Below are 25,202 nucleotides of genomic sequence, written 5' to 3'. Positions count from 1 at the left end.
TTGCAATCAAAGAATGAGGATCAATCGCTCGTAATCGTGAGCAAATAAGGAGAGAAAATGCTATCCAACACCAATAGAACGGAAATTAAGAAAGGCGCACATAAAGCCGTCTCTGATGTTAGCAAACTGCACGCCATCATAGATGACAGCCTAATCGCTCATATTGCGATAACCAACGAGTCAGGCCCTGTGGTCATCCCTATGCTGGCATGGCGTGTCGATGATTACGTGTATATCCATGGTGCCAACAACAGTCGACTGTTACGCTCACTCAAACAAGGAGTGCAAACGTGCTTAACCTTTACTTTGTTTGATGGTTGGGTATTGGCTCGAAGTGCGTTTCACCACAGTGCGCATTATCGCAGTGCTGTGGTCTTTGGCCAGTTTGAGGTGGTGGAAGATAACCAAGAGAAAGACAGGTTGCTGAATCACTTTATTGAACAGATCGCTCCGGGGAGAACAGAACAAGTCCGTTTGAGTAATGAAAAAGAACTCAAAGCCACCATGCTACTGCGTATCCCGCTCACGGAGGCATCAGTGAAAATCAGCAATTTTGGCGTCAACGACGACGCAGAAGACATGGACATTCCTGTTTGGGCAGGTGTCCTACCCTACCGAACCGTCGTAGGTCCGCTGCAAGCTTGTGGAGATTTGTATGAAGGTATCGCTGAACCAGACTACCGCAGTGCCTACTCTAATCGTTGGCAGGAATAAGCACCGTAAAACGTGCGCCGCCTAAGTGACTCTCGCCGACGGAAAGCTCCCAACCCAGTTGCCGCGCTGCACTGGTAGCGATAGCAAGCCCTAAACCAAAGCCTTTCACGTCGGCGTTGCGGCTTTTATCTAAACGTGAAAATGGCATAAATACTTCTTCTCGCATCGCTTCAGGTATGCCCGGACCATCGTCCTCAATATCGATGCTCCAGCAATCCGCTACCATTCGAATCGTCACCTCAACGCAGGATTCACCGTAACGCTTGGCGTTTTGCAATAAATTATCGAGGACGAGGTTACCCAAAGTAGGCTGAAAGTGAATCAATTGGTTCGCGAGTTCATTTTCTGCTCTCAACATGGCGGACTCTAAGCCTAGGTAATTCATGCGGCTTTTACACCAAAGAGGCAGTTCCATGGTTTCAACAGAATCGCTCAAAGAATGGTTTTTCACACTCAAGCGAGACAGCATGACAATGTCGGACGTTAAATCCGTCACGACATCAACGTATCGTTCAATATCGTCATGTAACTCTGCCTGCATTTCACCACTCGTGCGCCTAGCTAAATCCGTCGCTAGCTGAATACGACTCAGCGGTGTGCGCACTTCATGAGGAATAGCTTGAGTAAAGATGTGTGTTTGACGTACTCGTCTCTCAATCTCTTCAGACATGCAGTTGAAGCCTTGGGCGAGCTCTTTCACGGGTTGCGAAAATTGCTTTAGATCGACTCGCGTATTCAACTCACCAGAACCAAATTGTTGTTGCGCAGCCGTTAGTTGCCGAATTTGGCGGTCAAGACGTCGTACAGGTATGTAAACCATAATGCCTAAACTGCATACAACAACCAAAAGCAGAGTAAGTATAAATACAATCTCAGAATCTTCATTCCAATCAACGTGTGGGCTAAAGAAATCCGTTTTTTCTTTGAAAACTAAACTCTTCGAAGTGTTAGGCAAAGGGAATACCGCAGCATAGGTACTGCCATCAATAAGATAAACAGGTATCCCTTGCATACGGTACAGCAGATTACAATCTCGACAAGGCGGTGATCCGTCCCAGTTTTCAACCAATGTTAAATCAAAGATAAAGAAATCTTGCTTGCCGTTTTCGGTTAACTTCTTGTAGAGAGAATCCGGAGTGCCTCGTTGCTCAATGTATTGATCGACAAAATAAGCACCGTCACTCAAAAAAACACCGACTTCTGTTTTGCGCATGTACTCTTCCCCCATAAAGAGAAACAAAGCAACAGTCAGCGCAAGGCCAGTTACTAACCCCACATATAGACGAGTAAACAGGGAAAACATGCGTCATTTACCTGTCAGCATGTAGCCGTGGTGACGTATGGTTTTAATGGTAGCCGTATGGATATGAGCCTTAGAGAATTTCTTCCTTAGTGAGGATATACGCATATCAATCGAACGATCAGTAATACAGTATTCAATGCCTCGGGCAAGACGGCAACATGATTCACGAGATACTGGCTTATCGACATTCAGCATCAGGAGCTCTAAAATTTCAAACTCAGAACTCGTTAAACCAATATCTTTTTGCAAATAAAATGCTTGGGAGCGACGAAGACAAAGACTAATGCCATATCGGCTCAGCTTTTCTTCTTCAACGATATCAACTTGACGACAATAGCGACGCAACGCTGCTTCAATACGGGCGAGAAGGATATTGCCTTTTATCGGTTTGGTAAGGTAATCATCAGCACCAAACTTAAATAAGCTCACCTCGCTCATTTCATCATCGGTCGCAGTCAAAACAATGATAATACCATGATAAAACTTACGCGCCTCTTGACATATTTCTGCGCCATTTTTTCCTGGTAACATCAAATCTAACAGCACTAGGTCCGGCTTGAGCCCCTTAATCGTTTCTAATGCATTTTGACCGTTATCGATGACAGTTACCGTATATCCTTCGGCTTCGAGGTACATTTTGGTTAATCGAGCAATCTCTGAGTCGTCTTCTACCAGTAAGATTGTATTACCCACCATGAATCATTTACTCCACCAATATGATGGAGGGAGTATATCGCTCGTCCTATACTGCGCAACCTACTTAAATGATAATTTTAATAAAACGCAGGCTTACATACGCTTACAAACCATACATATACGATAATCCTAATCATTCTATACCCCTAAAGCCATGCAATAACCTGAGGTTTTATTCATTATCAGAATATAGCTTCACATAGAAAATAAAATTCGGAATAAAAATCCACTATATTTTCAAATGTATCGAATAATAGGTCTTACCAAAAAACAATACCAACATATATGACTTAGTTTGCTTATATAGACAGGACTTTATGTTGCTTCTAAGTTTCTTGCTCTAATAAAGTCTACGAGTAACATGAAATGAGATATTCCAAATTAACACCTTTAGCCATATTTTGCGCGATAAGTCTAACTGCTTGTGGCGGCAGTGAATCTAATCCGAAACCATCGAAAACAACACCTCCACCACCACCAATGCCAACATTGAGCACTGTCACAATCCCAACTGTCGTTTCTACAGAGTTTCCAGCCAAGTTAAAAGTGGCTGCTGATGCTGGCTTCACCCACTATGTGAAAATCTCCCTTTCCGAAGCAAACAACAACGATACATTTCACATTGTGGCTGTTGATGACGGTGCGAATAATGAAAAAATCTTTCGTGCCGCAAAAATCATCCAACACCTTCTCACAAACCAACCAGACTCTAAGTACGGTGCTGACAAGTCTCGTATCGCTAAGACATTAGCCGAGCGTGATGCCACACTAATGCTGACCGAAAACGACGAACAGAATGATGAGATGCTAACCAAAATCTTTATCAACGAACTGATTCGCCAAGGCAAATTGAACGATGCAGTTACAAGCTCGGGCTTAGCACACTCTTTTGATACGAGTTCTCTAGAAAAGTTTGTTGTAAGCATGATGGTACTTAACGAAGATGATATGGATACACTTGTCACATCTATCGCGTCAACATTAGTAACTAGTAAAGAAACACCAAACTGGCTAAAGAATAGCCAATCTTTAATGTATCGAGAACTGACAGTTGAAGGCGATTGCCATTACATTAGTAATTTTGCCGATTACTGCGCCAATCTTGGCAAAAAAGCCGAACGAGACGCCGCTTTTGAAGAAATTTTACACTTGGTCCAAGCGCAAGGTATTGCACCTAACACGGCGACTGCGGCACTGCAAAATGACATTCAAGCTCATGCGTTAAGCATCTATAACGATATTCAATCGGGCAAACCGACGGTGTGGCGCCCTACTCAGTATGACTGGGACGATTGGAAATCAGACGACTTCGATCCTGAAAGTGTTAAACAAACGGGCCCTTCATATTCTCACGAATATTTTGCTGCCGCTTTTGAAGCTTACATGGGTGTAGCAAAAGCAAACGGGCATGGTTTAGATGGCTACCAAGCGTTAACGCGTGAAGAAATGCAAACCCAAGATCCACAAGCCGTTGATTGGATCAGTGGCTTATTCCACGGATACTTGCAATATACCGCGAATATCGACTCTGCGGGCGTCAAGCTCTACACAGAAAAGACAAATCCAGACACAGTACCTACCTTCCGTATGGCTCCCAACAAAGACGGTTTGATAGAAGCGTACACCTACAAATCTCAGTGGTTAACAAAAGTGAAGATCATTGGCGACGACGCGATGAATGTGATCGGTAATGATCAAAACAATACTTTTGAAGGCAACAGCAAAGACAACAGCATTTATGGTGAAGGCGGTATCAACACCTATATCGTGCCACACAAACTGGCGGAATGTACTGTTATCAAAGCAAAGAGTGTTTCTGTTGAGTGCCCAAATACAGGCACTGACGAGTTGTACGACATTCAGAACATCCAATTCACCGACCAAACCCTAGATGTAACCAAGCTATAAACAATGAAAAACATGAAGAAACTTATTCTATTCGCTCCCTTGCTCCTTGTTGGTTGTGGTGGCCTAGCCGTCATGGATCGTACTGATGCCGTAAAAGCACAACCAGAAATGCTGATCAAAACCGACGGTGATTTTTGGGGATTCGGTGCGGATGGCCATTTTGATTTTGCTGGTAAGTACAAAGGCAAGTATTCACGCAGTGCTTCTAACTCAAGTTGGTTTAACCGTATCTCTTTCAAAGAAGGTTCAATGGGCGCAGAAGTGACTCGTATCGACAGCGGGGAAACTTGGCTTTTGAACTGCACTGGAGGCGGTATGTCGGTTAACTACATGGGCGTCGATTTTGGTGGGAATGATCCTTACACCTGTGACATTACTCAAGATGGTAAAAAAGTCGGTGAGTTTGCGATGGAGCCAAAATCCGCTCTCATCGACATCAGCTTTGAGAAAAAAGAGACAGGCGTAGTGCGTATTGGTAGCACCCACTTTAATGTAGAAACTGTACATACTAGTCCTGACGCCATGATGGCGGTAGACATTCCATTGGGTTATAGCTTTAAGGAAGGCACACAAGAAATTGCCGCTGTGCAGACGAACGGTACCATTGCGGTACAGATGCTCCCTGAACTTAGCGAACAAAAAAAGGATGTAATTGCCATCGGCGCTGTTGCAAGTGCACTAAGTTGGCGCCCTAAAAAATAGCCATTACATAAAACAACAACACACAAAAAAACAAAGCCCTCTACTTTTTTGAGGGCTTTTATTGCTTGTACTCATAGAGATAAGTGGAGCACTACTTCTCTAATCTTCCCATATACTGCTTGGGCGTTAATCCACGATGTTTCTTAAACATACGATTGAAGCTCGCCACATTGGTGTAACCAAGGCGCGTGGCAATGTCATCAATACTCACGCGCTTACTCAACAAACCAGCTGCAATATTACTCAATACATAGCCAGAAACCGTCGAAAAATTGAGCCCTAATTTATGCAAACGACGTTGAAACTGCTGTTCAGATAAATCAAGCAGAGAAGACACGCGCTCTAACGTTGGCAATCCATAATGGCTGCTGTAATTCACCACTTCATAAATCACTTTCAACTCATCTTCTGGGTCGGGCATATTAAGCAAATCATCCAAATCGGAAAAACTCATCGCTAGACGGCTGTCTTCTCGATGGCTCACTTGGCGAGAAGCTAGTCGGTCATCTCCCGGGATCCATATCTCTGTTTTTGGCTGACTCCATTCCACCTCGCAGCCGAAATATTCCCGGTATCGCTCAGTATTTTTTCTCGAGCCTGAAACCTTGACACGTAAAGGCTGGTAATCTTTGCCAAGAAATTCGCGTAACACCTTAATCATAAATACCGCACAGCGGATACTATCGTGCACCTTTACTGACGTTTCTATAAACGGGTTGTGGTAAGTCCATTTGATGATTTTACCCGACTGTTCGCCAGCAAAAAACGCCCCTGATTGTAGGTTGCTCACACCATAATTCACTCGCCGAATGGTACTGGCTAAATCATTGCCGGAGAATAACCAGCGTCCCACTGGCCCTAGCTTTTGCAGTTCAATACCTCGGCTGAGACTCAACACCACATCCGGGTCACCACTGGCTTGTTCAACACAACGGTACCATTCCGCAACGGCTTTTAGCGGGATCAGTGTCATTGGGTTGCGAAACACCGATGCTGGGATCCCTAACTCATCCGAGTCCAAATTGTATTTAGATAACGCGAGGTTATGCATGTTTAGAATGCCCATCGCACGAATAAACCGAACCGTTTTCATAACCAATCACATCAAATTTAATCCTATAGTGATTGAATCTGTCACAAAGAAAGCCGCAAATCAAATTCAGATCACAATACGCCAACAGTTTGATAGAGGAGTGTTTAATGAGTTTACTGAGTGTCCCATTTGTCGGTACAGGCGCAGATACGGCGTTACATGTTGTCGCTGCTGTCGTTTTAATCGCGAGTGTCGCGGGCGCGTGTTACGGCTTTTGGAAAATCCATGAATTACCTATCAATAAAGCACACAGCAAAGACCATCATCAGATAGGGCTCATCACTGCGCTGACCTGGATAGGGTTTGTCTGGCACTGGGTTTGGGTGCTAGCCGTGATCTTTGCATTCGTTGATATGGAAAAAGCCATCATCAATCTGCGTGATACATGGAAAAGTAAACCGCAAACAGAAACACAGCCAAAAGAGGAAGCATAATGTTAGAAGGTTTAGCGGTATGGGCACTCTTCATCTATCTGTTGCGTTTGGTTGGCATGCCTTGGAACAAAGCAACCAAATCGTTCGCTTATCTTGGCGGCTTGGGTTGGCTAATGTTCGTCTGGGTAGGTTTGATTAACTTCACCCCGATGGATTTATCCGGCGGTTCTGTCGTGCAGTCACCACACATCCAATTGCGTCCAGATTCAACCAATGTAAAAGGTAAAGTTGACCACATTTACATTGAGCCGAATCAGCAAGTTAAAGAAGGTCAGCTCATTTATGAACTTGACCCAACGCAATACAAAATCGCATTAAATCAAGCGAACGTATCCGCTGATTCTGCTCGCGTTGCATTAGCTACAGCAAAAGGCGACATCGAGATTGAAGAAGCTAACCACGAAGCGCTAGTGCAAGATCTAGAAACATCAAAGAGCCAGTTGGAAGCGGCGAAAGTTGACTACAAATTGCAGAAAAAAATGCTAGATCGTTATGTTGAGCAAAACCGAGTGGTGCACAACACCATCACGGAAAGCGATATCGACAAACAATCGAGTGCGGTTGATATGGCACGTCACAACGTGTTGACCCTTGAGTCTCAAATCAAGAAGAAACAAGTCGATATTTCCCGTGCAAAACTGGCGATTCATAAAGCGGAACTTGCAGTTGAAACCAAACAAGCCGAACTGCGCCAAGCGAAAGAGCAAATTGCAAAAGCGCAATGGGATTTGAATAGCACAAAAGTTCATGCCCCAACAGATGGCTTTGTCACCAACTTTATCCTGCGTGAAGGTCAGCGTGTATCAATGATGCCGCGTATCAACATGTACACCAACGAAAAGTACGTACTAATGCGAGTGAACCACCAGGCGATTCGTAACATCAAACCGGGTCAGCCAGCGGAATTCTCTTCGTCCGTTTACCCAGGTAAGATCTTCTCAGCGACCGTCGAAGGCATTGTTGAAGCAACAGGTGAGTCACAAGGTAATCTACTGGGTTTCGATGATTCCGTACGTGTCACCACTGGAAAGAACTTACAGAACAAACACCACTTTGTTCGTCTTAAGATTGATGAGCCAGAAGGCTACGACATCCCTGTTGGCTCTGTTGGCCTCGCATGGGTCAGCGGTGAAAAACCGATAGGCTTTATGGCCTTCTTAGATGTGATTCGCGGGATCATCATCCGAATGAAGTCTCAACTGTACTTCTTCTACTCTATCTAAACTCGCAAACCGCCAGTTACGCTGGCGGTTTTCTTTTCATTTGTATCCAAACATATCCTTTTCCCGTATAACAATTAGTTAGTAAATAGCGGAGAAGATTCATGTCGGCAAAGGAAAGAAGCCTACCTACCCATCGCATCTCAAGATTCAGCAAGTTCGCTTCACTTGCTACCCGTGTCGCAGGCAATGTGATTGCAGAAGGCACGAAGCAGATAGCCAAAGGCAACAAACCAAAAGCGAAAGACCTCTTGCTGACGCCACAGAACATCGCGCGCTTAACTGACCAACTTGCTCACCTGCGTGGCGCTGCAATGAAGCTTGGTCAAATGCTATCAATGGATGCTGGTGATGTTTTAGAACCTGAACTTGCCGATATTCTTTCCCGTCTTCGTTCCAACGCAGACCCAATGCCTGCAAAACAACTCAACGCAGTAATGGAAAGTTCGCTGGGAACGAATTGGAAAGCTGAGTTTCTGTCATTTAACTTCAAACCAATCGCCAGTGCATCAATAGGACAAGTGCACCAAGCCTACAGCGATGCGGGCGATAACCTAGCCGTCAAAGTGCAATATCCGGGCATACGGAAAAGTATCGATAGCGACGTCGATAATGTCGGTACAATGCTCAAGGTCGTTGGGTTGATTCCCGAGTCTGTCGACTACAAAGGATTACTCGAAGAAGCGAAAAAGCAGCTACATGACGAGGCCGATTACGCACGAGAGGCACAATTTGCCATTCGTTATCATGACGCTTTGAAGGAGCACCCTCATTTTGTGGTGCCCAAGATTCATACTGAAAGTTGCTCAGACTCCGTTCTCGCGATGGAATTCATTGATGGCAGTCCGATTGAGCAAATCGAACATTATGATCAGAGTACGCGAGATTTTGTCATGCACAGCCTACTCGAATTACTGTTTCGAGAGCTGTTCGAATTTAAGATGGTACAAACCGACCCAAATTTCGCCAACTACTTATATATCGAAAACACTCGTCAAATCGGCTTGCTAGATTTCGGGGCCACTCGCGAGTACAGCGAGCGGTTCAGCACTGGTTATCGCCAAGCTTTCGCATCTGTCGTTAACAATGACGAACAAGGCTTGAATGATGCGCTTGAACAAATAGGCTTCTTCAGCCAAACCATCCTTCCAGACCAACGCCAAGCGATTCTCGATCTAGTGAAAATGGCATGTGAACCGATGTTAGTTGATGAGCCTTATGACTTTAAAGCCAGTGGCTTAGCACAAAAGCTTCGCGAAGCTGGCACTATTTTGAGCATGGAACAAGAATACTGGCATACTCCACCAGCAGATGCCCTATTTTTGCACAGAAAAGTAGGCGGAATGTACTTGCTGGCAGCCCGTATTGGCGCAAAAGTGAACATTCGCCAATTGGTACAGCCATATCTCACCATCAACAGCAAATAGCCTATTGTTTTTCTGTTACTTTCAAGTACCTTGAGCAAGGTTAAGATGCATAGTTGTGCATCTCAATAACATGCCATACTTCCATAAAACGAATTAACTATCGGGGTACTCGGTGAGCAAGTTTCAAGATCTCTCCACTCTAATCCAGCAAATTGGCCAAGCCGAAGAAGTGGATCAAGTCGCAACGCTCAATGAATCTATTGAAGCGGGCCTCGAGCCCGGCGCGGTTGCCCTGATTCTAGAAGCCTTTCCAATCGACGATCGTGTTCGCTTATGGCGAGCTTTACCACTAGAGCTACATATCGACGTGTTAACGGAAATGCGTGCGGACGTACGTTTCTCTATCATCAACGCGTTATCTGAAGTCGAGCTAAAACTCACTCTCGCTAAACTCGACAACTTATCGCTCATCGAATGGGCCGATTCGTTACCAGAGTCGATCATAAACGAAGCGCTCTCGTTGATAGAAAAAGATGAGTTGGAACTTTACGATCAAGCAAACGAGTATGCTGATGAAGAACTCGGCCACTGGGCTGAACGTAAGATCATCACCCTTCCCTTCAACATTACGATTGGGACAGCTAAGCAGTTAATGGAGCGCTATAGCTACGACACGCCTCAACAGGTATATCTGATTAATCGTAATAAACAGTATCGTGGAACGGTCAATTACTTCGATATCTTACGTGGTGACCCCGATATTCGCTTAAAAACACTCGTTATTGAGGCAGTGACGGTTCTAGACAGTAAAATGATGCTTCCTGAAGCGGTAGAGGCATTAGAACACAGCACACTGCCCGCTCTCCCTGTAACTGATGCAGACCAAACACTGATCGGTGAAGTCGATTGGCAGTTTGCATTGAGTACACAGCGTGAAATCTACGAAGCACGTTTGATGGCCGGTACAGGTATGGATGAAGGCGATGACTTGTTTGCGCCAGTATTAAAAAGCTCGCAAAAGCGCGGTGTTTGGTTAGGCATCAATTTGCTTACTGCTATTTTGGCGTCTGTCACTATCGGACTGTTTGAAGATGTAATTGCTCAGGTAGTGGCTTTGGCGGTGCTCATGCCAATTGTTGCATCCATGGGGGGCATTGCTGGCAGCCAAACGCTCACTCTAATGATTCGTGCGATGGCGCTTAATCAGATCACCCCAGGTAACCGCTTCAAGCTTTTGAAAAATGAGTTGGGTATTGGCTCTCTGAACGGCATTGCTTGGGCGTTAATCATCGGCGGGCTCGCCGGATTGTGGTTTCAATCTCCGGTTCTTGGGGGAACCATCGCGCTGGCCATTATCGTCAATATTATTACCGCAGCTTTATTTGGTGTGCTGATTCCCATTATTCTGGATAAGTTTAAATTGGACCCCGCTTTGGCTGGCTCGGTGATTCTAACAACAGTGACAGATGTAGTTGGTTTTTTCGCCTTTTTAGGAACGGCGAGTTTAGTCATGCTTTAAAAGGTTCATTGTTTATTAATCAATCATTAGCATAATAGAGTCAAATTGCATAACGCAGTTGCAAATTGCAAACAAACTCAGACTTTAAGCAACGCATGTCACAGAAACTACGTATTTTAGGGCATATTAAAGTTGGCACAGTAACTGCATCATATAAATCGACCCTTCTTAAGCCGAGGGTCACCTAGCCAACTGACGTTGTTAGTGAACTTGATTTTGTTCACATGTATATAAGCCAATCGCACTCTTTGCGGTTGGCTATTTTTTTATGTGGCTATTGCCCTCTTATCCTCTGACCGAGCTCGGTTGTACTTTTCTTGCCCACAACAGATTGTTTACTGTTTATAAAACTCAAACATTCGCCCACTAAACCATTAGAAATGCCAGCTTCAACAAAAATAAATCACCTACATAAAATAAAACCAAGAAAACACACACAAGAAAAGAACAAATAACGTCCAAACCAAAAACCTCATCATGAAATCGTTTTCTTTTCATAGAAATCGACTGAACAATCCAGAGTTATAGATGAATTTAACCCATAAAAACAAATAGCAATTCAAAACATTCATTTCACATAGAAAACCTGTCTATAAATCATAGAAAATACGTAAAATCAAAATTTCCACCTTTAGAATTTAAAAATCAAACCATTGTTATTAAAAGAAAAAATACATATCAAAAACAAAGCAAACGTTTAAATTGCAATTTTATCATTGACTATTAAATTTACATCACGATAATACGCGCCGTTTGCCTGAAAATCAGGTGCTATAATTTAATATTTCAATGTGCGGAGGTAATAATGGCTGGAGACAATAACTACAGTCTTGGACCAGTTCCTAACACGGCCAGAAAAGGCGTGGCGTCACTTACAATGGTGATGTTAGGACTCACTTTTTTCTCCGCAAGTATGTGGACTGGGGGTTCTCTCGGTACTGGGCTCTCCTTTAATGATTTTTTCCTCGCTGTTCTCATCGGTAACCTAATCCTCGGTATTTACACTTCTTTCCTCGGTTACATTGGCGCTTCTACTGGTCTCTCTACTCACCTTCTTGCTCGTTTCTCTTTTGGTTCTAAAGGCTCTTGGCTTCCTTCTGCTCTTCTTGGCGGCACTCAAGTTGGGTGGTTTGGAGTTGGTGTCGCGATGTTTGCGATTCCGGTGCATAAAGCAACGGGCATCGATACCACTACTTTGATCCTTGTCTCCGGTTTGCTCATGACCGTGACCGTTTACTTTGGCATCTCAGCACTAATGGTGCTGTCAGCAATCGCCGTTCCTGCCATTGCACTACTTGGCGGCTACTCTGTCATCGAGGCAGTAAATAGCGTTGGTGGTATTGGCGAACTACAACAAGTTCAACCAACCGAGCCACTCGATTTTTCAATAGCTCTCGCGATGGTTGTCGGCTCTTTTGTCAGTGCTGGTACATTAACGGCGGATTTCGTACGCTTTGGTAAAAAGCCGCGCAGCGCCGTGATGATCACCATGGTGGCATTTTTCATCGGTAACTCGTTAATGTTTATCTTTGGCGCGGCAGGTGCGTCGGTGACGGGTCAATCAGACATTTCTGAAGTGATGATCGCGCAAGGTCTTCTTATTCCAGCTATCATCGTTCTTGGCTTGAACATCTGGACGACCAACGACAACGCGCTCTACGCATCGGGTCTTGGATTTTCCAACATCACAGGCTTACCAAGTAAATACATCTCAATGGCGAACGGTCTTGTTGGCACACTTTGCGCTCTCTGGCTCTACAATAACTTTGTTGGCTGGCTGACCTTCTTATCTTTGGCAATTCCACCGATTGGCGGTGTGATCATCGCTGACTTCTTCACGAACCGTAAACGCTACGCAAACTTTGAAGCCGCCCAATTCCAAAACGTTAACTGGGCTGGCATTATAGCTGTCGTGATTGGCGTTGGTGCGGGACACTTCCTGCCTGGCGTAGTGCCGATTAACGCTGTACTTGGCGGCGCAATTAGCTTCCTGATTCTTAATCCTATTCTTAACAAAAAAGCACTGGCTACACAGCCAGCGTAAGGAACCATCATGACAACACTACTGATCAAAAACGTAACGCTAAAAGGACAAGAAGGTCTGCAGCAAATTTTGATTGAAGATGGTCAATTCAAGCGCATTGAAAGCAACGATGTGGAGCTTAGTCATAACGGTGACATCATCGATGCTGAAGGCGGTATGGCGGTTGCGCCTTTCTGCGAGCCACACATTCACTTAGATACAACTCAAACCGCAGGCGAGCCTAGCTGGAACATCTCTGGCACATTGTTTGAGGGTATTGAACGTTGGGCTGAGCGCAAAGAAATGCTGTCGATTGAAGACGTGAAAGCGCGCGCAAAACAAACCTTAAAATGGCAGATAGCAAACGGCGTACAACACGTTCGTACCCACGTCGATGTTTCAGACCCTACCCTAATTGCCCTAAAAGCGATGGTAGAAGTGCGTGAAGAGATGAAAGAGTGGGTAGATATCCAAATCGTCGCCTTCCCGCAGGAAGGAATTCTCTCTTACCCAAATGGCAAAGAGCTGCTAGAAGAAGCCGTCAAATTAGGTGCGGACGTGATTGGCGCGATTCCACACTTTGAATTCACACGCGAATATGGCATTGAATCGCTGCACTACGTGTTCGAATTAGCGCAAAAATACGACCGTCTGATCGACGTGCATTGTGATGAAATCGATGACGAACAATCTCGCTTCGTTGAAACACTGGCAGCATTAGCGCACAAGTTTGATATGGGGAATAAAGTCACGGCCAGTCACACCACAGCGATGGGTTCCTACAACGGTGCATACGCATCTCGCCTGTTCCGTTTATTACGCATGTCCGGTATCAACTTCGTGGCAAATCCATTGGTGAACATTCACTTACAAGGCCGTTTTGATGATTACCCAAAACGTCGCGGCGTAACACGAGTGAAAGAGATGCTGAATGCCAACATCAACGTCTGCTTTGGACACGATGATGTATTTGACCCTTGGTACCCACTAGGCACTGCAAACATGCTGCAAGTGCTGCATATGGGTCTGCACGTGTGCCAGGTGATGGGTTACGACCAAATCAACAACTCACTGGATCTGATCAGCACCAATTCAGCACGTACACTGAACATTCAAGATAAGCACGGCATTGAAGAAGGCAAACCTGGTAGTTTACTGATTCTTCCCGCAGAAAATGGTTTTGACGCAGTACGTCGCCAAGTGCCGGTTCGTTACTCTGTTCGTCACGGTAAAGTGATTGCAGAAACACAGCCTGCGACAACTCATATTCATCTTGAACAAGCAGAGCAAGTAACGTTCAAACGCTAAAAAGATCGGCGAAACGAAAAAGGCCTGACGACATCGTCAGGCCTTTTTTCTACTGGTAAACATCACTGCTCGCTCTGTCTATTCTTGTCTCATAAACCACTGAACACATTGAAAGGCCATATAAAACGGCTGAGTACCAAACGTTGCACAAGGTTCTGGTGGCTGAATCTCAATTACACCATCGCACTTGGAAATTATTCTAAGCGTTGGGCATACTTCTGACTTCATTTTAGTTGTAGATATGAACCATGACGTCATTAAGCCAGATAGAACCGCAATTTTTGGAATTTATGCAGCAAGAGATGCAAGTAGATGCAGCTCATGATCTTAAACACGTAAAACGCGTGGTCAAAACAGCGAAACAGCTCTGCAAAGAAGAAAATGCAGACATCGCGATTGTATTACCGGCTGCCTATTTGCATGATTGCTTTACTTACCCGAAAGATCACCCAAATCGCAAAGAGAGCTCAATCATCGCAGCCAAAAAAGCGGTCGCATTTTTAGAGAGTATCGATTATCCGCAGCAATATCATGATGCCATTGCTCATGCGATAGAGGCACACAGCTTTAGCGCAAACATCAGGCCAAATACGTTGGAAGCCAAAATCGTCCAAGATGCCGACCGTCTGGACGCTTTAGGCGCAATTGGCGTGACGCGATGCATTCAAGTCAGCACTCAATTTAACGCGCAACTTTACAACGACAGCGATATATTTGCCGAAGAACGTGAACTTAACGATAAACAATTCACTCTGGATCACTTTCAGACCAAGTTATTCAAAATCGCTGAAACCATGAACACAGAGTCAGCAAGACGCGAAGCGCAAAAACGCAAAACCTTTATGCAAACGTACCTAGAGCAGTTACACGACGAGGTAACAGCGTAAATGTCAGAAAGCTATACGTTAATTAAAGAGCTTAAACGCCAACTAAAGTTAACTGGGCTGCATTATGCCGATGTTGCACAACACCTTGATTTAAGTGAAGGAAGCGTCAAACGTTTACTCGCTGAAGGTCAGCACATTAGCCTTGAGCGCTTAGAACGAATTTGCCAATTGATTGGTTTAGAAATGGCGGAACTATTTAAGCTCGCGGCTGCGCACAATAAAGGTCTGGAGTCGCTAACGTTAGAGCAAGAAAAGCAGCTGGTTAACGATAAAGCCCTGCTGCTCGTGGCGATCTGTGTTGTAAATGGCTATCAGTTTGAACAAATCGTTCAGCAATATACCTTCAATGAGTTGGAACTGGTGCAAAAGCTTGCTCATTTGGATCGGCTGAACATCATCGACTTGCAGCCAAATAACAAAATTCGTTTGCGTATATCTCCGACATTTAAGTGGCAGATGGGCGGCCCTATTCAACGGTTCTTCCAACAGCAAGTTCAAGACGCCTTTTTCCAAAGCTACTTTTCTGGTGAAGATGAAAAGTTCTCCATGGCAACAGGACTGATGAGTGTACCAAGCAACAAGAAGCTACAACAGAAACTGCAAAAGGTCATCGATGAGTTTTATCAGGCTTGCCAAAGTGATAGCTCTCTCGATATGGACGAAAAACACGGCACCTCTCTGATTATTGCGATGCGTCGCTGGACGTTCCCTTTGTTTGAACCATGGGAAAGAAAACTCACCAATAAGTCTCGCAATTAGTAACTCAATAAACAAATGGAAATAAAAGTAACGAATTTCGTTACTTTTGGTGGCATACAACGTCACTTGAAAGAGAAAGCTGGTTTAATCGTTCATTGAGCATAAAGTGCTCCCATCTCATTCGACTTTGTTTAATCGGGGCCCGTATGTTTTTCTCAAAACGCTTTTTTCCTTACTTTGTGACGCAATGCCTTGGCGCACTCAATGACAACATCTACAAAAACGTTCTGTTATTGATGGTGACATACAGCCAAATTGATAACCTACCAATATCCGTCAATCTATTCGTTAATTTGGCGGCAGGCTTATTCATCCTACCTTTCTTTCTATTCTCAGCGCATGCTGGTGCCGTCGCTGACAGCATGGACAAAGCCAAATTAATCCGACGTCTAAAGCTCATCGAACTAGCTATCATGTCTTGCGCAGCAACCGCTATTGCCACCCAAAGTGCCATGCTTATGCTGGTTCTGCTGTTTATGACAGGCACTCAATCGGCCTATTTTGGCCCCGTGAAATACGCCTTACTACCACAAGCGCTCAAACCAAATGAGCTTGTTAAAGGAAATGCTTGGGTTGAAATGGGCACGTTTCTTTCGATTCTTATAGGTACGCTTAGCGCAGGTCTGCTGCTAGCCACTCCTAATGGTACCTTGATTGCTTCTTGTGTCGTGATTACCTTGTCTTTGCTTGGGTTCATGAGCAGCGTGAATATTCCAGCGATGCCTAGCCAATCAAATGACAAAGCGAAGTTTGAACCGATTTCTGGTTTAAAGAACACGTTAAAAGTGGCAAAAAAGCAGAGAGGCATCTGGATGTCTATTCTTGCCATCAGTTGGTTCTGGTTCATGGGTGCGACTTACCTAACTCAATTCCCTAACTTCGCACGCGAACATTTGTTTGCAGACAGTACTGTCGTTTCTTTACTGTTGGCATTGTTTTCCATTGGTATCGCGACAGGCTCTTGGTTGTGTGAAAAGCTCTCTTTCAACCACGTTGAGCTTGGTATTTTGCCATTCGGTATCCTTGGACTGACAGTGTTTGGCGTCGACTTGCTATGGGCAGTCCCGAGTTATCCATCGCTTCCGGTGCACTTTTATGATGTGCAAAGCTTCGTTGCTGAATCCAAACATCTGCGCGTCATGATTGACCTGTTCCTTGTTGGTGTAAGCGGCGGTGTCTTTATTGTTCCTCTTTATGCGTTCATCCAATCGCGTTCAAACAAAGGGGAATGTGCACGTGCCATTGCTGCTAACAACATCATGAATGCATTGTTTATGGTGGTGTCTGCTTTGGTTTCGATCGTTGTACTCAGCGTACTAGAGCTTTCTATTGTGGAACTGTTTGCCATGATGGCAATAGGTAACTTCTTCGTGGCAGTCTATGTCTATCGTCAAGTACCGGAATTCACACAACGCTTTATCAGTTATTTACTCAGCCATTGTATGTATCGTGTGTCTGTAAAGGGGCGTCAACATATTCCTGAACAAGGTGCTGTGTTAATCGTGGCTAACCATGTTAGCTATGTCGATGCGTTGATTTTGATGGGAACCTCTACTCGCCCGGTTCGTTTTGTGATGGACAAGTCCATCAGCGAGCTACCTGTTCTTAAATATGTATTCCGTCATGCCGGTGTTATCCCGATCTGTTCTCCACGTAAGTGTGCCGACACTTACCGACGAGCATTTGAGGAGATTGAACAAGCACTTTACGACGGTGAGGTTGTCTGTATCTTCCCTGAGGGTCGTTTAACGTCTAACGGTCAATTGGGTGAGTTTCGCCCTGGTGTAGAGAAAATCCTTGAACGTAACCCTGTTCCTGTCATCCCTATGGCGTTAAAAGGGCTTTGGGGTTCTTTTTTCAGCCACAAAGGCGGACATGCTCTCACAAAACGACCGACTCGTTTTTGGTCAAAAGTGGATGTTGTTATCGGTGAAGTGTTAAGTCCTGCGTCTTTAAATCGTCATCAATTGCAACAACAAGTACAGGATTTACTGGGCTGAGTCGCTTGCTACAGCAGTCAAACTTTGCAGCAAAACGTAAATATGCACCACAAAGCACAAGTAGTTTCTTGTCAATTAGAGTAGGATACCTACGACGTCATAAATCTAGGAGGTATTATGAAAATCATCATCTTACATGGTCTTTATATGCATGGGCTGGTCATGCAGCCTCTTAGCCAAAAGCTGAGAAAACTCGGATACGAAACGCAAGTACTCAGCTATAACACTGTTGCTATCGATGAGTCTTCACTGTTTGATTCTATTGATCATTCGCTTAATCCACTGACCACAAACGTGCTCGTGGGACACAGCTTGGGAGGCTTGATGATTAAGCGCTATCTCGCCAACAGAAAACCGAGCACTAACTTAATCTCTCATGTTGTCGCTATCGGTTCGCCTCTTAAAGGCGCGTCCATTGTAGGTCGAATTCAAGATCTCGGATTGGGTGCAATTTTAGGCAATTCGCCACACCACGGATTAAACAAACATGATGACGCTTGGGATTTCCCTCAAAAACTCGGCAGTATCGCAGGAACGATGCCGATTGGCGCTCGCCCATTGTTGATCCGTAATGACAACACCATGTCGGACGGTACCGTTACCGTAGAAGAGACAAGACTGGACGGTATGCAAGATCATATCGAAGTGAAGCAAACGCATACGAGCCTGATTTACAACACCTTCGTGCCGCAGCAGATTGATCACTTTATTCGCACAGATTATTTCCGTCGATAGCACACTTTTCCATCATACAGATGGAATCGACTTTCCAAGCTATTCAGTTCGCAGTACTATCCTAGCTCCACTTCTTCACAACTTGGATGAAGTGGTACATTTTTAATTGTTCTCAGGGCGGGGCGAAATTCCCCACCGGCGGTATACTTTTTCAAGTGAGCCCGCGAGCGCTCGATTCGTCGAGGTCAGCAGATCTGGTGAGATGCCAGAGCCGACGGTTATAGTCCGGATGAAAGAGAATAAGAATACACCAGCATAGCGAGTCAGATCGCTAAGAATGCTGGTGCACTTCTTTTTGATCGTATTTTACGGCGATCTCTCATACCGCCCTGATTCTGGTGAAATTTAGGAGTTAACCATGAATCAGTCATCACTACTTGCCGAATTCGGCGACCCAATTACTCGCGTTGAAAACGCACTTATCGCTTTAAAAGAAGGCCGTGGCGTACTGCTTCTTGATGATGAAGATCGCGAAAACGAAGGCGATATCATTTATTCAGTCGAGCACCTCACTAACGAGCAAATGGCATTGATGATCCGCGAATGTAGCGGCATCGTTTGTTTGTGCTTAACAGATGCTCAAGCAGACAAACTGGAACTGCCTCCAATGGTGGTAAACAACAACAGCGCAAACCAAACCGCATTTACGGTTTCTATTGAAGCGAAAGTTGGTGTAACAACGGGTGTTTCAGCAGCAGACCGCGTAACGACCATTAAAACGGCGGCAAACCCGCACGCAAAACCGGAAGATCTTGCTCGCCCGGGTCACGTATTCCCTCTGCGCGCACGTCCAGGTGGTGTAATGACTCGCCGTGGTCACACAGAAGGTACGATTGATCTGATGCAAATGGCAGGGCTTCAACCCGCTGGCGTACTGTGTGAAGTGACCAATCCAGATGGCACGATGGCAAAGGCACCGGAGATCGTAGCATTCGGTCGCCTGCACAACATGCCGGTACTGACGATTGAAGACATGGTAATGTACCTGAACCAGTTCGAGTTGAAACTGGCATAGTCAGATCTCAGCTCTTGAAAAAAGCCGCGCATTTGTGCGGCTTTTTTGATCGATCCTCTTTGCACTTGAGTAGTTATACTTATTGAAAACAAGGGGAACAACACCATGAAAGGATTACTGAAACTCGCCGCTCTCGTTAGCTTTCTCTCCATGAATTCGCTTGCTCTTGCATCTGAGTGCCCTGATATTCTTCAAGGTAAGCAAAGGTTGTTAAACTCAACGGAAGAAGTCGATCTATGCGAAAGCTTTAAGGGAAAGACACTACTAGTCGTCAATACAGCAAGCCAGTGCGGCTTCACTCCTCAGTTCGAACAGTTAGAAACCCTCTATCAAACTTACAAAGACCAAAACTTCACCGTTATCGGTTTCCCGAGCAATGACTTTCGACAAGATAGAGGAAGCGAAACAAACACTGCGAAAGTCTGTTATCTCGATTACGGGGTAACCTTTCCAATGATGGCTCGCTCTTCAGTATTAGGTGTAGATGCGAACCCAGTCTTCAACCAAATTACTAACCAAGCAGGCATAAAACCAAAATGGAACTTCTACAAGTTTCTGATTAGCTCTGAAGGTAAAGTTATTGCTACTTTTCCAAGCTCCACATCACCGACAAGTACTACGCTTACCAATATGATAGAGCAACAATTGTAAGGTGACGACCATGACAACACGCTCAACCATGCTACAACTCGGTTACTTAGGCCTGGTTCCATTTGTGTTTAGTTTAGGGCTGATTTTCACTGACATCTCACTCTTCAATTTAAGTGGTCAGAAATTTTTCATCGCATATAGCGCCGTTATATTAAGTTTTTTATCTGGCATCCTTTGGGGTAATGGCATTGAGCATTACTACCACCGCCTTAGCCGAAATGTATTAATTCTCAGCAACCTTTTTGTCTTACTGGCTTGGGGCGCATTACTGCAGGGCCACAAACATTACGCGGTCGCTACCCTACTCTTAGCAATTGGGTATCTTGCTGTTTGGTATGCAGAAAAGCTCGTGAGGAAAGTCGAACAAGACGCCGAGCCCAAGGGATATCAAGGAATGAGGAGCAAACTGACCTTCGGCGTAATCGTAATGCACGGATTGGCTTTAGTTTCATAACCTGGTCTGTCCAGTACTAAGATCACAAAAAAACGTCTTTTTATAAAACAATGTTCATTTCGTGAATGCACACATATTTTGAACACTGTTTTGTTTCATTTATGAATCAATCCACATATAAGTAATTCAAAGCATTCACAAAGGATATGAATATGTTTTTTCGCAAACTTTTGTTTAGCACTGCGATGATCAATGCAACGACAGGTTGCGTGTCTTACCAGGCACAACAAGCCGCCGCTCAAACAGTAAATAATACAGGTGCCGTGCTTACCAATGTGATTAAAACCACGATTGCTCAGCCATGTAATGTTGCAATCACTGCTGCTAGCTTGTTTTATCCGCATGCCATATTTATGACTAGTGTTCCGACTCAAGCATGTACAAGCGTTCTTAGATAATACGAGTGTGATAAGCATAAAAAATGGCGACTCTACCGTCGCCATTTTTAAGCATCAATGCTATTTACAGTTACAGCGTCAATAAGTAATTAACTAATTGATTGTACTCGTCGTAAGTACGAATTTCGTTGGCCAAAACAATGTATTTATTGTTCACAACCACACCCGGAACCCCTCTTAACGTGCTAGCAGAGAATTGCTTATCAAAACCTTTCTGCATTGAGTTTACGGCGAAACTGTTGTACGCCGCATCAAACTTCTTACCTTCTACGCCATTATCAACGAAGAGTTGTTTCAGCTCAGCTTCGTCTTTTGGCGCTTGTCGCTTTTGATGAATTTGGGCAAACATGGCAGGAATCATTGTATCTTCAACCCCAAGCGACACCATCGTCGCGTAGGACTTGGCCATCGGAATCGCCATATCTCCGCCCATGAACCCCACATGCACCTTTTCAAACTTTGCCTCTTTTGGCAGAGCAGGTTTTAAACGCTCAATAAGCGACTCAAACTTGTAGCAATGTGGGCAATAAAAAGAAAAGAATTCCGTCACAACAGGTTTCGATGCTTTCTTTACATCCAGAACTTTGTAGTGCTTCCCTTCTTCAAATTGCGCTGCATGAGCGGTAAAAGTCAGTAAAAGTGCACTACATAAGGCAAGTAGTTTTTTCATTGTTTATTTCCTTGTGGCATTCAAATGCCAAATCATTTCATTTGGTAAAAAGGGGTAAACCCCAAGTAATTTGAGATGAGGAATTAAACAATCGGAGGACGATAAAGCTTGGTGATCACTGTCACTACTTTTTCGACTAGAGGCCTATCAATCAAAGCAAGGCTATAAGGAAGAAGCAGTAAGTCGTTTTGAGATAAGTTGGCGGGAATTTTGACCATGCAGGAAGAGCTACAACTCGTGTGAGATTGTTGTGCCTTATTGATGGCTGACTCATCGTGATGTGATTCTACGCAGTCGTCATTGACGCCAAGTTGTTTGTGTAGAGCAGCCTGTTGAACAATAAGATCGCGTACTTCAATTGTTTTCATCGGAGCGGAAGCCTGCGCCACAGGAGCGACACTACTCAAAAGCATAGCAACTAAGCAAACTATCGCAGTCAACAATGTACGGTTAAACTTCAACATAGCTACATCAAGGAAAATGGTGATTTAAGATAATACATGATAACGGTTTGACTTCAAGATACGGACTCTCGGCTCGCTAACAAACTCTGTTCTTTGACTATTTTAGGCTAGTGAATTTTCTCTCTAACGCTCCCTCAGTACACGAAACCAGCACAACGAGCTATTCACCGTTCGGATACTCCCCTCATCAGATACCAGCAACAATTCGATAAAACTTGAAATCATTATGAAACACGAGTAATAGTTAGAACAGTTTTTGTACGAACAAGGAAAGATCAATGCTTAAAAAAAGATTCTTTAAGACAAAAGATGAAGTCGAAGTCACGTTCGAGCTAGATAAAGATCAGTGGGACTCTGTCCAAATTGCTGGAGACTTCAACAACTGGCAGCCAGAACCGATGAAATTAGTGAAGAAAAGTCGTCAGTTTAAATTTAAAACCCGCTTACCTAAAGCGCGGAATGTTCAGTTCCGTTACTTGCTCGATGACGCGAAGTGGGAAAATGACCCACAAGCTGATGCTTACGTTCCAAATGTTTTTGGCAGCGACAACAGCGTCGTGTGTACCACCGAATAAGCGGTAATTTCGCTTTAAGATTCCATACCTAGGCGCAAACGTTGCGCCTTTTTACATCTCCCGAAATGTGATTGGTGATTAGATTTAAATCATTAATTGGCAATTTTATCCAATTAACTCATCCGATAACCTTATTCTGAGAAAGCTTTATTTGAAATAATTCGTAAATTTGTTTAAGTTCCATTGATATTAAATATTGTATACATCACTTAAATGAACGCACAACAAATCAAACCATCTCTAATCATTGTGGAAGACGATCCCAAATTACAAACTATGTTGGGAGAGTATTTTGTTGAACAAGGTTTTCAGGTCAAATGTATCGACAATGGGACGGACGCACCCAATGCGATTATTGACACACAACCAGACGTGGTGCTGTTAGATTTGATGCTACCCGGGCAAGATGGTCTGAGTGTATGTCGTCAAATCCGAGAATGCTACAAAGGCAAAGTGTTGATGCTGACAGCAAGTGATGATGACTTCGATCATGTCGCCGCATTAGAAATAGGCGCAGATGACTTTGTTACTAAACCCATCAAACCTCGCGTATTGCTGGCTCGTATTCGCATGCTATTAAGAAGAAAAGAGGCGGCGCCTACCGAGTCCGAAAACGGCCTACAAATTGGTGTTCTGTGTTTAAACCGATTGCGTAAATCGTGCGTAATGAACCAAGAAGAAATTGCGCTGACAGACGGCGAGTTCGATTTGTTGTGGGTTCTTGCAACGCATGCTGAAAAAACACTATCACGCGAGTGGCTGACCAAAACACTGCGTGGTATTGAATACGATGGAACAGACCGCACCATTGATAATCGCATAGTGACACTGAGAAAGAAGCTAGGCGATGCTTCTTGCTCACCACAAAAAATCATTACCGTTCGCGGCAAAGGCTACCTATTTATGCCTGATGCATGGAATGAATAATGAGACGGATTTATCTGGAAAGCTTTGTTGGCCTTATCATTCTGTTTATGGCTAGCTTGTGGGGATACGAGTTCTTAGTTTATGAGATCAACACAGATTATGACTACCTGTTACAAGAGCATGAGGGTCAAGCTTTTCACGATCTGATCTACCCTATCTATAAAGAACACGGATTAGAATATACTCAACAACAGTTGGAACAATTTGCCACATCAAGCCATCGTTTGTTGGTGCCTCATACGCTTGAAGAGCTTCCAACAGACATCAAAAAGGCGTTTGAAAGTGATACCTCCGTTAACGTCGCTTACGATGAAGAAAGGGATATCTGGTTCCGCCTAGATGCGAGCACGCCTATCTTTAAAATGAGCGATAATCCGAATAGTCCTGTGGTTAAAGCTGCCAACTTTGATGACAATATCGTTTGGTTGTTCTTTTTAGCTGGATTTGCTCTGTATTGCATATTGTTGATCTGGTTCTTAAGCCGTCGGATTCGAGAGCTAGAGAGAGTGACCGTTGAGTTTGCCTCAGGTAACTTCAAGGCTCGAGCTAGTACCTCAAGCGCTAAGTCTGTTGGGACGTTAAACAAAAGCTTTAACACGATGGCCGATAAAGTATCTCGCTTGATCACTAGCAATAAAATGCTAACTAACGCCGTTGCACATGAATTGCGTACCCCAATCTTCCGCTTACAATGGCAAGCAGATTTGTTATCGGATTCAACCTTAACTGAACAACAGAAAAAGTATGTTTACAGTATCGTCGAAGACATTGACGAGATGGAAGAAATGGTTGAAGAATTGCTTTACTACGCAAAGATGGAGCGTCCTGACACAGCATTACAAACTCAAGAAGAAGTCGTCCTATTCAACTTAGTCAAAGAATTACGACAGAGATGGCAAAAAGAGACTACGCTCGCTATCTCGCTTCAAGAAGTAAACTCAGAAAACGTTCTCGCGTTTGCTGACCCAAAATTGTTAAAGCGAGCCTTAGATAACTTGCTGCGCAATGCAATGCGGTACGCAGATAAGCAGATTTTAGTGGAGATAAAACACGATCAGCACCGCTGCTTCATCAATGTTCATGATGATGGCATAGGTATTGAAGAAAAGCATTGGCCTCATCTATTCGAACCATTTTACAGCGCGGATGAATCTCGCAACAAAAAGACGAGCGGGTTTGGGCTCGGTTTGGCGATTGTCAGACAGATAATGGAGCTTCAACGTGGAGAAGTTTCGATTTGCCATAGCCCACTTGGAGGAGCTTGCTTCACACTTAGCCTCAAAAAATCAGACAGTTAACTTAACCTTCCTACCCCGTTTACAGAAGACGACACTTCAATACACTCAAGCGACAGAGCCCAACAATAAAACAGTGTACATT

Annotated in this window: 25 protein-coding genes and 1 riboswitch; of the genes, 20 read left to right on the top strand and 5 right to left on the bottom strand. The window is 44.3% G+C overall.

Features of this window, described 5'->3' with window-relative positions; genetic code table 11:
- The first annotated feature begins 57 nt into the window (after positions 1 to 57).
- Positions 58 to 714, top strand: coding sequence for a pyridoxamine 5'-phosphate oxidase family protein (locus R7Q11_RS01435; protein WP_025767938.1), 657 nt, complete (start codon positions 58 to 60; stop codon positions 712 to 714).
- On the opposite strand, the gene R7Q11_RS01430 is transcribed toward R7Q11_RS01435, so the two are convergent.
- The gene (locus R7Q11_RS01430) at positions 695 to 2,017 is read right to left on the bottom strand and encodes an ATP-binding protein (protein WP_025767939.1); all 1,323 of its coding nucleotides are present in this window, start codon (positions 2,015 to 2,017) and stop codon (positions 695 to 697) included. The two genes, R7Q11_RS01435 and R7Q11_RS01430, sit on opposite strands and share 20 nt — an antisense overlap.
- A 3-nt stretch (positions 2,018 to 2,020) precedes the next feature.
- Positions 2,021 to 2,713, bottom strand: a complete 693-nt coding sequence (locus tag R7Q11_RS01425) for a response regulator transcription factor (RefSeq protein ID WP_005373624.1) — start codon at positions 2,711 to 2,713, stop codon at positions 2,021 to 2,023.
- Between the two features lie 366 nt (positions 2,714 to 3,079).
- Between R7Q11_RS01425 and R7Q11_RS01420 the strand changes: the two genes are divergently transcribed.
- Both R7Q11_RS01420 and R7Q11_RS01415 read left to right on the top strand, forming a co-directional pair.
- Entirely contained in the window at positions 3,080 to 4,621 is a 1,542-nt protein-coding gene (locus tag R7Q11_RS01420) for a hypothetical protein (protein WP_225466124.1), read from the top strand.
- 12 nt (positions 4,622 to 4,633) lie between these two features.
- Entirely contained in the window at positions 4,634 to 5,323 is a 690-nt protein-coding gene (locus R7Q11_RS01415) for a hypothetical protein (protein WP_080276951.1), read from the top strand.
- A 91-nt stretch (positions 5,324 to 5,414) separates the two neighbouring features.
- On the opposite strand, the gene R7Q11_RS01410 is transcribed toward R7Q11_RS01415, so the two are convergent.
- Positions 5,415 to 6,416, bottom strand: coding sequence for an AraC family transcriptional regulator (locus R7Q11_RS01410; protein WP_047101172.1), 1,002 nt, complete (start codon positions 6,414 to 6,416; stop codon positions 5,415 to 5,417).
- Positions 6,417 to 6,523: 107 nt separating this feature from the next.
- Between R7Q11_RS01410 and R7Q11_RS01405 the strand changes: the two genes are divergently transcribed.
- From R7Q11_RS01405 to R7Q11_RS01340, 14 genes are all read left to right on the top strand, one after another.
- Entirely contained in the window at positions 6,524 to 6,850 is a 327-nt protein-coding gene (locus tag R7Q11_RS01405) for an MFS transporter (protein WP_017635162.1), read from the top strand.
- Complete coding sequence (locus R7Q11_RS01400) at positions 6,850 to 8,073, top strand: HlyD family secretion protein (RefSeq protein WP_047101169.1); 1,224 nt, start codon at positions 6,850 to 6,852, stop codon at positions 8,071 to 8,073. The genes R7Q11_RS01405 and R7Q11_RS01400 overlap by 1 nt, the downstream gene beginning before the upstream one ends.
- 101 nt (positions 8,074 to 8,174) lie before the next feature.
- Positions 8,175 to 9,497, top strand: a complete 1,323-nt coding sequence (locus R7Q11_RS01395) for an ABC1 kinase family protein (RefSeq protein ID WP_225466123.1) — start codon at positions 8,175 to 8,177, stop codon at positions 9,495 to 9,497.
- 112 nt (positions 9,498 to 9,609) lie between these two features.
- The gene (locus R7Q11_RS01390) at positions 9,610 to 10,956 is read left to right on the top strand and encodes a magnesium transporter (protein ID WP_047101165.1); all 1,347 of its coding nucleotides are present in this window, start codon (positions 9,610 to 9,612) and stop codon (positions 10,954 to 10,956) included.
- Between the two features lie 805 nt (positions 10,957 to 11,761).
- Positions 11,762 to 13,000 (top strand): cytosine permease, encoded by a 1,239-nt coding sequence (codB, locus tag R7Q11_RS01385; RefSeq protein ID WP_213891478.1) that lies wholly within the window; start codon positions 11,762 to 11,764, stop codon positions 12,998 to 13,000.
- A gap of 9 nt (positions 13,001 to 13,009) precedes the next feature.
- Positions 13,010 to 14,287, top strand: a complete 1,278-nt coding sequence (locus R7Q11_RS01380) for a cytosine deaminase (protein WP_025767946.1) — start codon at positions 13,010 to 13,012, stop codon at positions 14,285 to 14,287.
- A 248-nt stretch (positions 14,288 to 14,535) separates the two neighbouring features.
- A complete protein-coding gene (locus R7Q11_RS01375) occupies positions 14,536 to 15,174 on the top strand; it encodes an HD domain-containing protein (protein WP_017819864.1) in 639 nt (212 codons plus the stop codon).
- Positions 15,175 to 15,933: a helix-turn-helix domain-containing protein gene (locus R7Q11_RS01370; protein ID WP_017635156.1), complete on the top strand. Its 759-nt coding sequence runs from the start codon at positions 15,175 to 15,177 to the stop codon at positions 15,931 to 15,933.
- A 146-nt stretch (positions 15,934 to 16,079) separates the two neighbouring features.
- The gene (locus tag R7Q11_RS01365) at positions 16,080 to 17,933 is read left to right on the top strand and encodes an MFS transporter (protein WP_225466122.1); all 1,854 of its coding nucleotides are present in this window, start codon (positions 16,080 to 16,082) and stop codon (positions 17,931 to 17,933) included.
- A gap of 117 nt (positions 17,934 to 18,050) precedes the next feature.
- Entirely contained in the window at positions 18,051 to 18,668 is a 618-nt protein-coding gene (locus R7Q11_RS01360; RefSeq protein ID WP_005373653.1) for a hypothetical protein, read from the top strand.
- A gap of 104 nt (positions 18,669 to 18,772) precedes the next feature.
- A riboswitch (FMN riboswitch) is annotated at positions 18,773 to 18,913 on the top strand.
- A gap of 113 nt (positions 18,914 to 19,026) precedes the next feature.
- Positions 19,027 to 19,683 (top strand): 3,4-dihydroxy-2-butanone-4-phosphate synthase, encoded by a 657-nt coding sequence (ribB, locus tag R7Q11_RS01355; RefSeq protein WP_005373655.1) that lies wholly within the window; start codon positions 19,027 to 19,029, stop codon positions 19,681 to 19,683.
- A 105-nt stretch (positions 19,684 to 19,788) separates the two neighbouring features.
- A complete protein-coding gene (locus R7Q11_RS01350) occupies positions 19,789 to 20,334 on the top strand; it encodes a glutathione peroxidase (RefSeq protein WP_033906358.1) in 546 nt (181 codons plus the stop codon).
- Between the two features lie 10 nt (positions 20,335 to 20,344).
- Positions 20,345 to 20,788: a DUF3429 domain-containing protein gene (locus tag R7Q11_RS01345; RefSeq protein ID WP_064376220.1), complete on the top strand. Its 444-nt coding sequence runs from the start codon at positions 20,345 to 20,347 to the stop codon at positions 20,786 to 20,788.
- A gap of 152 nt (positions 20,789 to 20,940) precedes the next feature.
- The gene (locus R7Q11_RS01340; RefSeq protein WP_005373664.1) at positions 20,941 to 21,186 is read left to right on the top strand and encodes a hypothetical protein; all 246 of its coding nucleotides are present in this window, start codon (positions 20,941 to 20,943) and stop codon (positions 21,184 to 21,186) included.
- Positions 21,187 to 21,256: 70 nt separating this feature from the next.
- Here the strand turns inward: R7Q11_RS01340 and R7Q11_RS01335 are convergent, their stop codons facing one another.
- Together R7Q11_RS01335 and R7Q11_RS01330 are read right to left on the bottom strand one after the other, a co-directional pair.
- On the bottom strand, positions 21,257 to 21,856 hold the full coding sequence (locus R7Q11_RS01335; protein WP_005373667.1) for a thiol:disulfide interchange protein DsbA/DsbL: 600 nt from the start codon (positions 21,854 to 21,856) through the stop codon (positions 21,257 to 21,259).
- 83 nt (positions 21,857 to 21,939) lie between these two features.
- Positions 21,940 to 22,320, bottom strand: a complete 381-nt coding sequence (locus R7Q11_RS01330; RefSeq protein WP_005373669.1) for a hypothetical protein — start codon at positions 22,318 to 22,320, stop codon at positions 21,940 to 21,942.
- Between the two features lie 278 nt (positions 22,321 to 22,598).
- Between R7Q11_RS01330 and R7Q11_RS01325 the strand changes: the two genes are divergently transcribed.
- The 3 genes from R7Q11_RS01325 to R7Q11_RS01315 all read left to right on the top strand — a co-directional run bounded on the left by R7Q11_RS01325 (position 22,599) and on the right by R7Q11_RS01315 (position 25,120).
- Positions 22,599 to 22,895, top strand: coding sequence for an isoamylase early set domain-containing protein (locus R7Q11_RS01325; RefSeq protein ID WP_213886164.1), 297 nt, complete (start codon positions 22,599 to 22,601; stop codon positions 22,893 to 22,895).
- Positions 22,896 to 23,108: 213 nt separating this feature from the next.
- The gene (locus R7Q11_RS01320) at positions 23,109 to 23,822 is read left to right on the top strand and encodes a response regulator (protein ID WP_005373673.1); all 714 of its coding nucleotides are present in this window, start codon (positions 23,109 to 23,111) and stop codon (positions 23,820 to 23,822) included.
- Positions 23,822 to 25,120, top strand: coding sequence for an ATP-binding protein (locus R7Q11_RS01315; protein ID WP_005373675.1), 1,299 nt, complete (start codon positions 23,822 to 23,824; stop codon positions 25,118 to 25,120). The genes R7Q11_RS01320 and R7Q11_RS01315 overlap by 1 nt, the downstream gene beginning before the upstream one ends.
- Positions 25,121 to 25,202 lie beyond the last annotated feature (82 nt).

Source organism: Vibrio sp. 970 (assembly GCF_033339075.1).
Note: the sequence above shows the minus strand (reverse complement) of the source record. Positions and strands in the feature narration are given on the sequence as shown.

Bases quoted from the DNA above. Each gene is read 5' to 3' on its own strand.
- R7Q11_RS01435 (WP_025767938.1), top strand. From the start codon at position 58: ATGCTATCCAACACCAATAGAACGGAAATTAAGAAAGGCGCACATAAA.
- R7Q11_RS01430 (WP_025767939.1), bottom strand. From the start codon at position 2,017: ATGTTTTCCCTGTTTACTCGTCTATATGTGGGGTTAGTAACTGGCCTT.
- R7Q11_RS01425 (WP_005373624.1), bottom strand. From the start codon at position 2,713: ATGGTGGGTAATACAATCTTACTGGTAGAAGACGACTCAGAGATTGCT.
- R7Q11_RS01420 (WP_225466124.1), top strand. From the start codon at position 3,080: ATGAGATATTCCAAATTAACACCTTTAGCCATATTTTGCGCGATAAGT.
- R7Q11_RS01415 (WP_080276951.1), top strand. From the start codon at position 4,634: ATGAAGAAACTTATTCTATTCGCTCCCTTGCTCCTTGTTGGTTGTGGT.
- R7Q11_RS01410 (WP_047101172.1), bottom strand. From the start codon at position 6,416: ATGAAAACGGTTCGGTTTATTCGTGCGATGGGCATTCTAAACATGCAT.
- R7Q11_RS01405 (WP_017635162.1), top strand. From the start codon at position 6,524: ATGAGTTTACTGAGTGTCCCATTTGTCGGTACAGGCGCAGATACGGCG.
- R7Q11_RS01400 (WP_047101169.1), top strand. From the start codon at position 6,850: ATGTTAGAAGGTTTAGCGGTATGGGCACTCTTCATCTATCTGTTGCGT.
- R7Q11_RS01395 (WP_225466123.1), top strand. From the start codon at position 8,175: ATGTCGGCAAAGGAAAGAAGCCTACCTACCCATCGCATCTCAAGATTC.
- codB (WP_213891478.1), top strand. From the start codon at position 11,762: ATGGCTGGAGACAATAACTACAGTCTTGGACCAGTTCCTAACACGGCC.
- R7Q11_RS01380 (WP_025767946.1), top strand. From the start codon at position 13,010: ATGACAACACTACTGATCAAAAACGTAACGCTAAAAGGACAAGAAGGT.
- R7Q11_RS01375 (WP_017819864.1), top strand. From the start codon at position 14,536: ATGACGTCATTAAGCCAGATAGAACCGCAATTTTTGGAATTTATGCAG.
- R7Q11_RS01370 (WP_017635156.1), top strand. From the start codon at position 15,175: ATGTCAGAAAGCTATACGTTAATTAAAGAGCTTAAACGCCAACTAAAG.
- R7Q11_RS01365 (WP_225466122.1), top strand. From the start codon at position 16,080: ATGTTTTTCTCAAAACGCTTTTTTCCTTACTTTGTGACGCAATGCCTT.
- R7Q11_RS01360 (WP_005373653.1), top strand. From the start codon at position 18,051: ATGAAAATCATCATCTTACATGGTCTTTATATGCATGGGCTGGTCATG.
- ribB (WP_005373655.1), top strand. From the start codon at position 19,027: ATGAATCAGTCATCACTACTTGCCGAATTCGGCGACCCAATTACTCGC.
- R7Q11_RS01350 (WP_033906358.1), top strand. From the start codon at position 19,789: ATGAAAGGATTACTGAAACTCGCCGCTCTCGTTAGCTTTCTCTCCATG.
- R7Q11_RS01345 (WP_064376220.1), top strand. From the start codon at position 20,345: ATGACAACACGCTCAACCATGCTACAACTCGGTTACTTAGGCCTGGTT.
- R7Q11_RS01340 (WP_005373664.1), top strand. From the start codon at position 20,941: ATGTTTTTTCGCAAACTTTTGTTTAGCACTGCGATGATCAATGCAACG.
- R7Q11_RS01335 (WP_005373667.1), bottom strand. From the start codon at position 21,856: ATGAAAAAACTACTTGCCTTATGTAGTGCACTTTTACTGACTTTTACC.
- R7Q11_RS01330 (WP_005373669.1), bottom strand. From the start codon at position 22,320: ATGTTGAAGTTTAACCGTACATTGTTGACTGCGATAGTTTGCTTAGTT.
- R7Q11_RS01325 (WP_213886164.1), top strand. From the start codon at position 22,599: ATGCTTAAAAAAAGATTCTTTAAGACAAAAGATGAAGTCGAAGTCACG.
- R7Q11_RS01320 (WP_005373673.1), top strand. From the start codon at position 23,109: ATGAACGCACAACAAATCAAACCATCTCTAATCATTGTGGAAGACGAT.
- R7Q11_RS01315 (WP_005373675.1), top strand. From the start codon at position 23,822: ATGAGACGGATTTATCTGGAAAGCTTTGTTGGCCTTATCATTCTGTTT.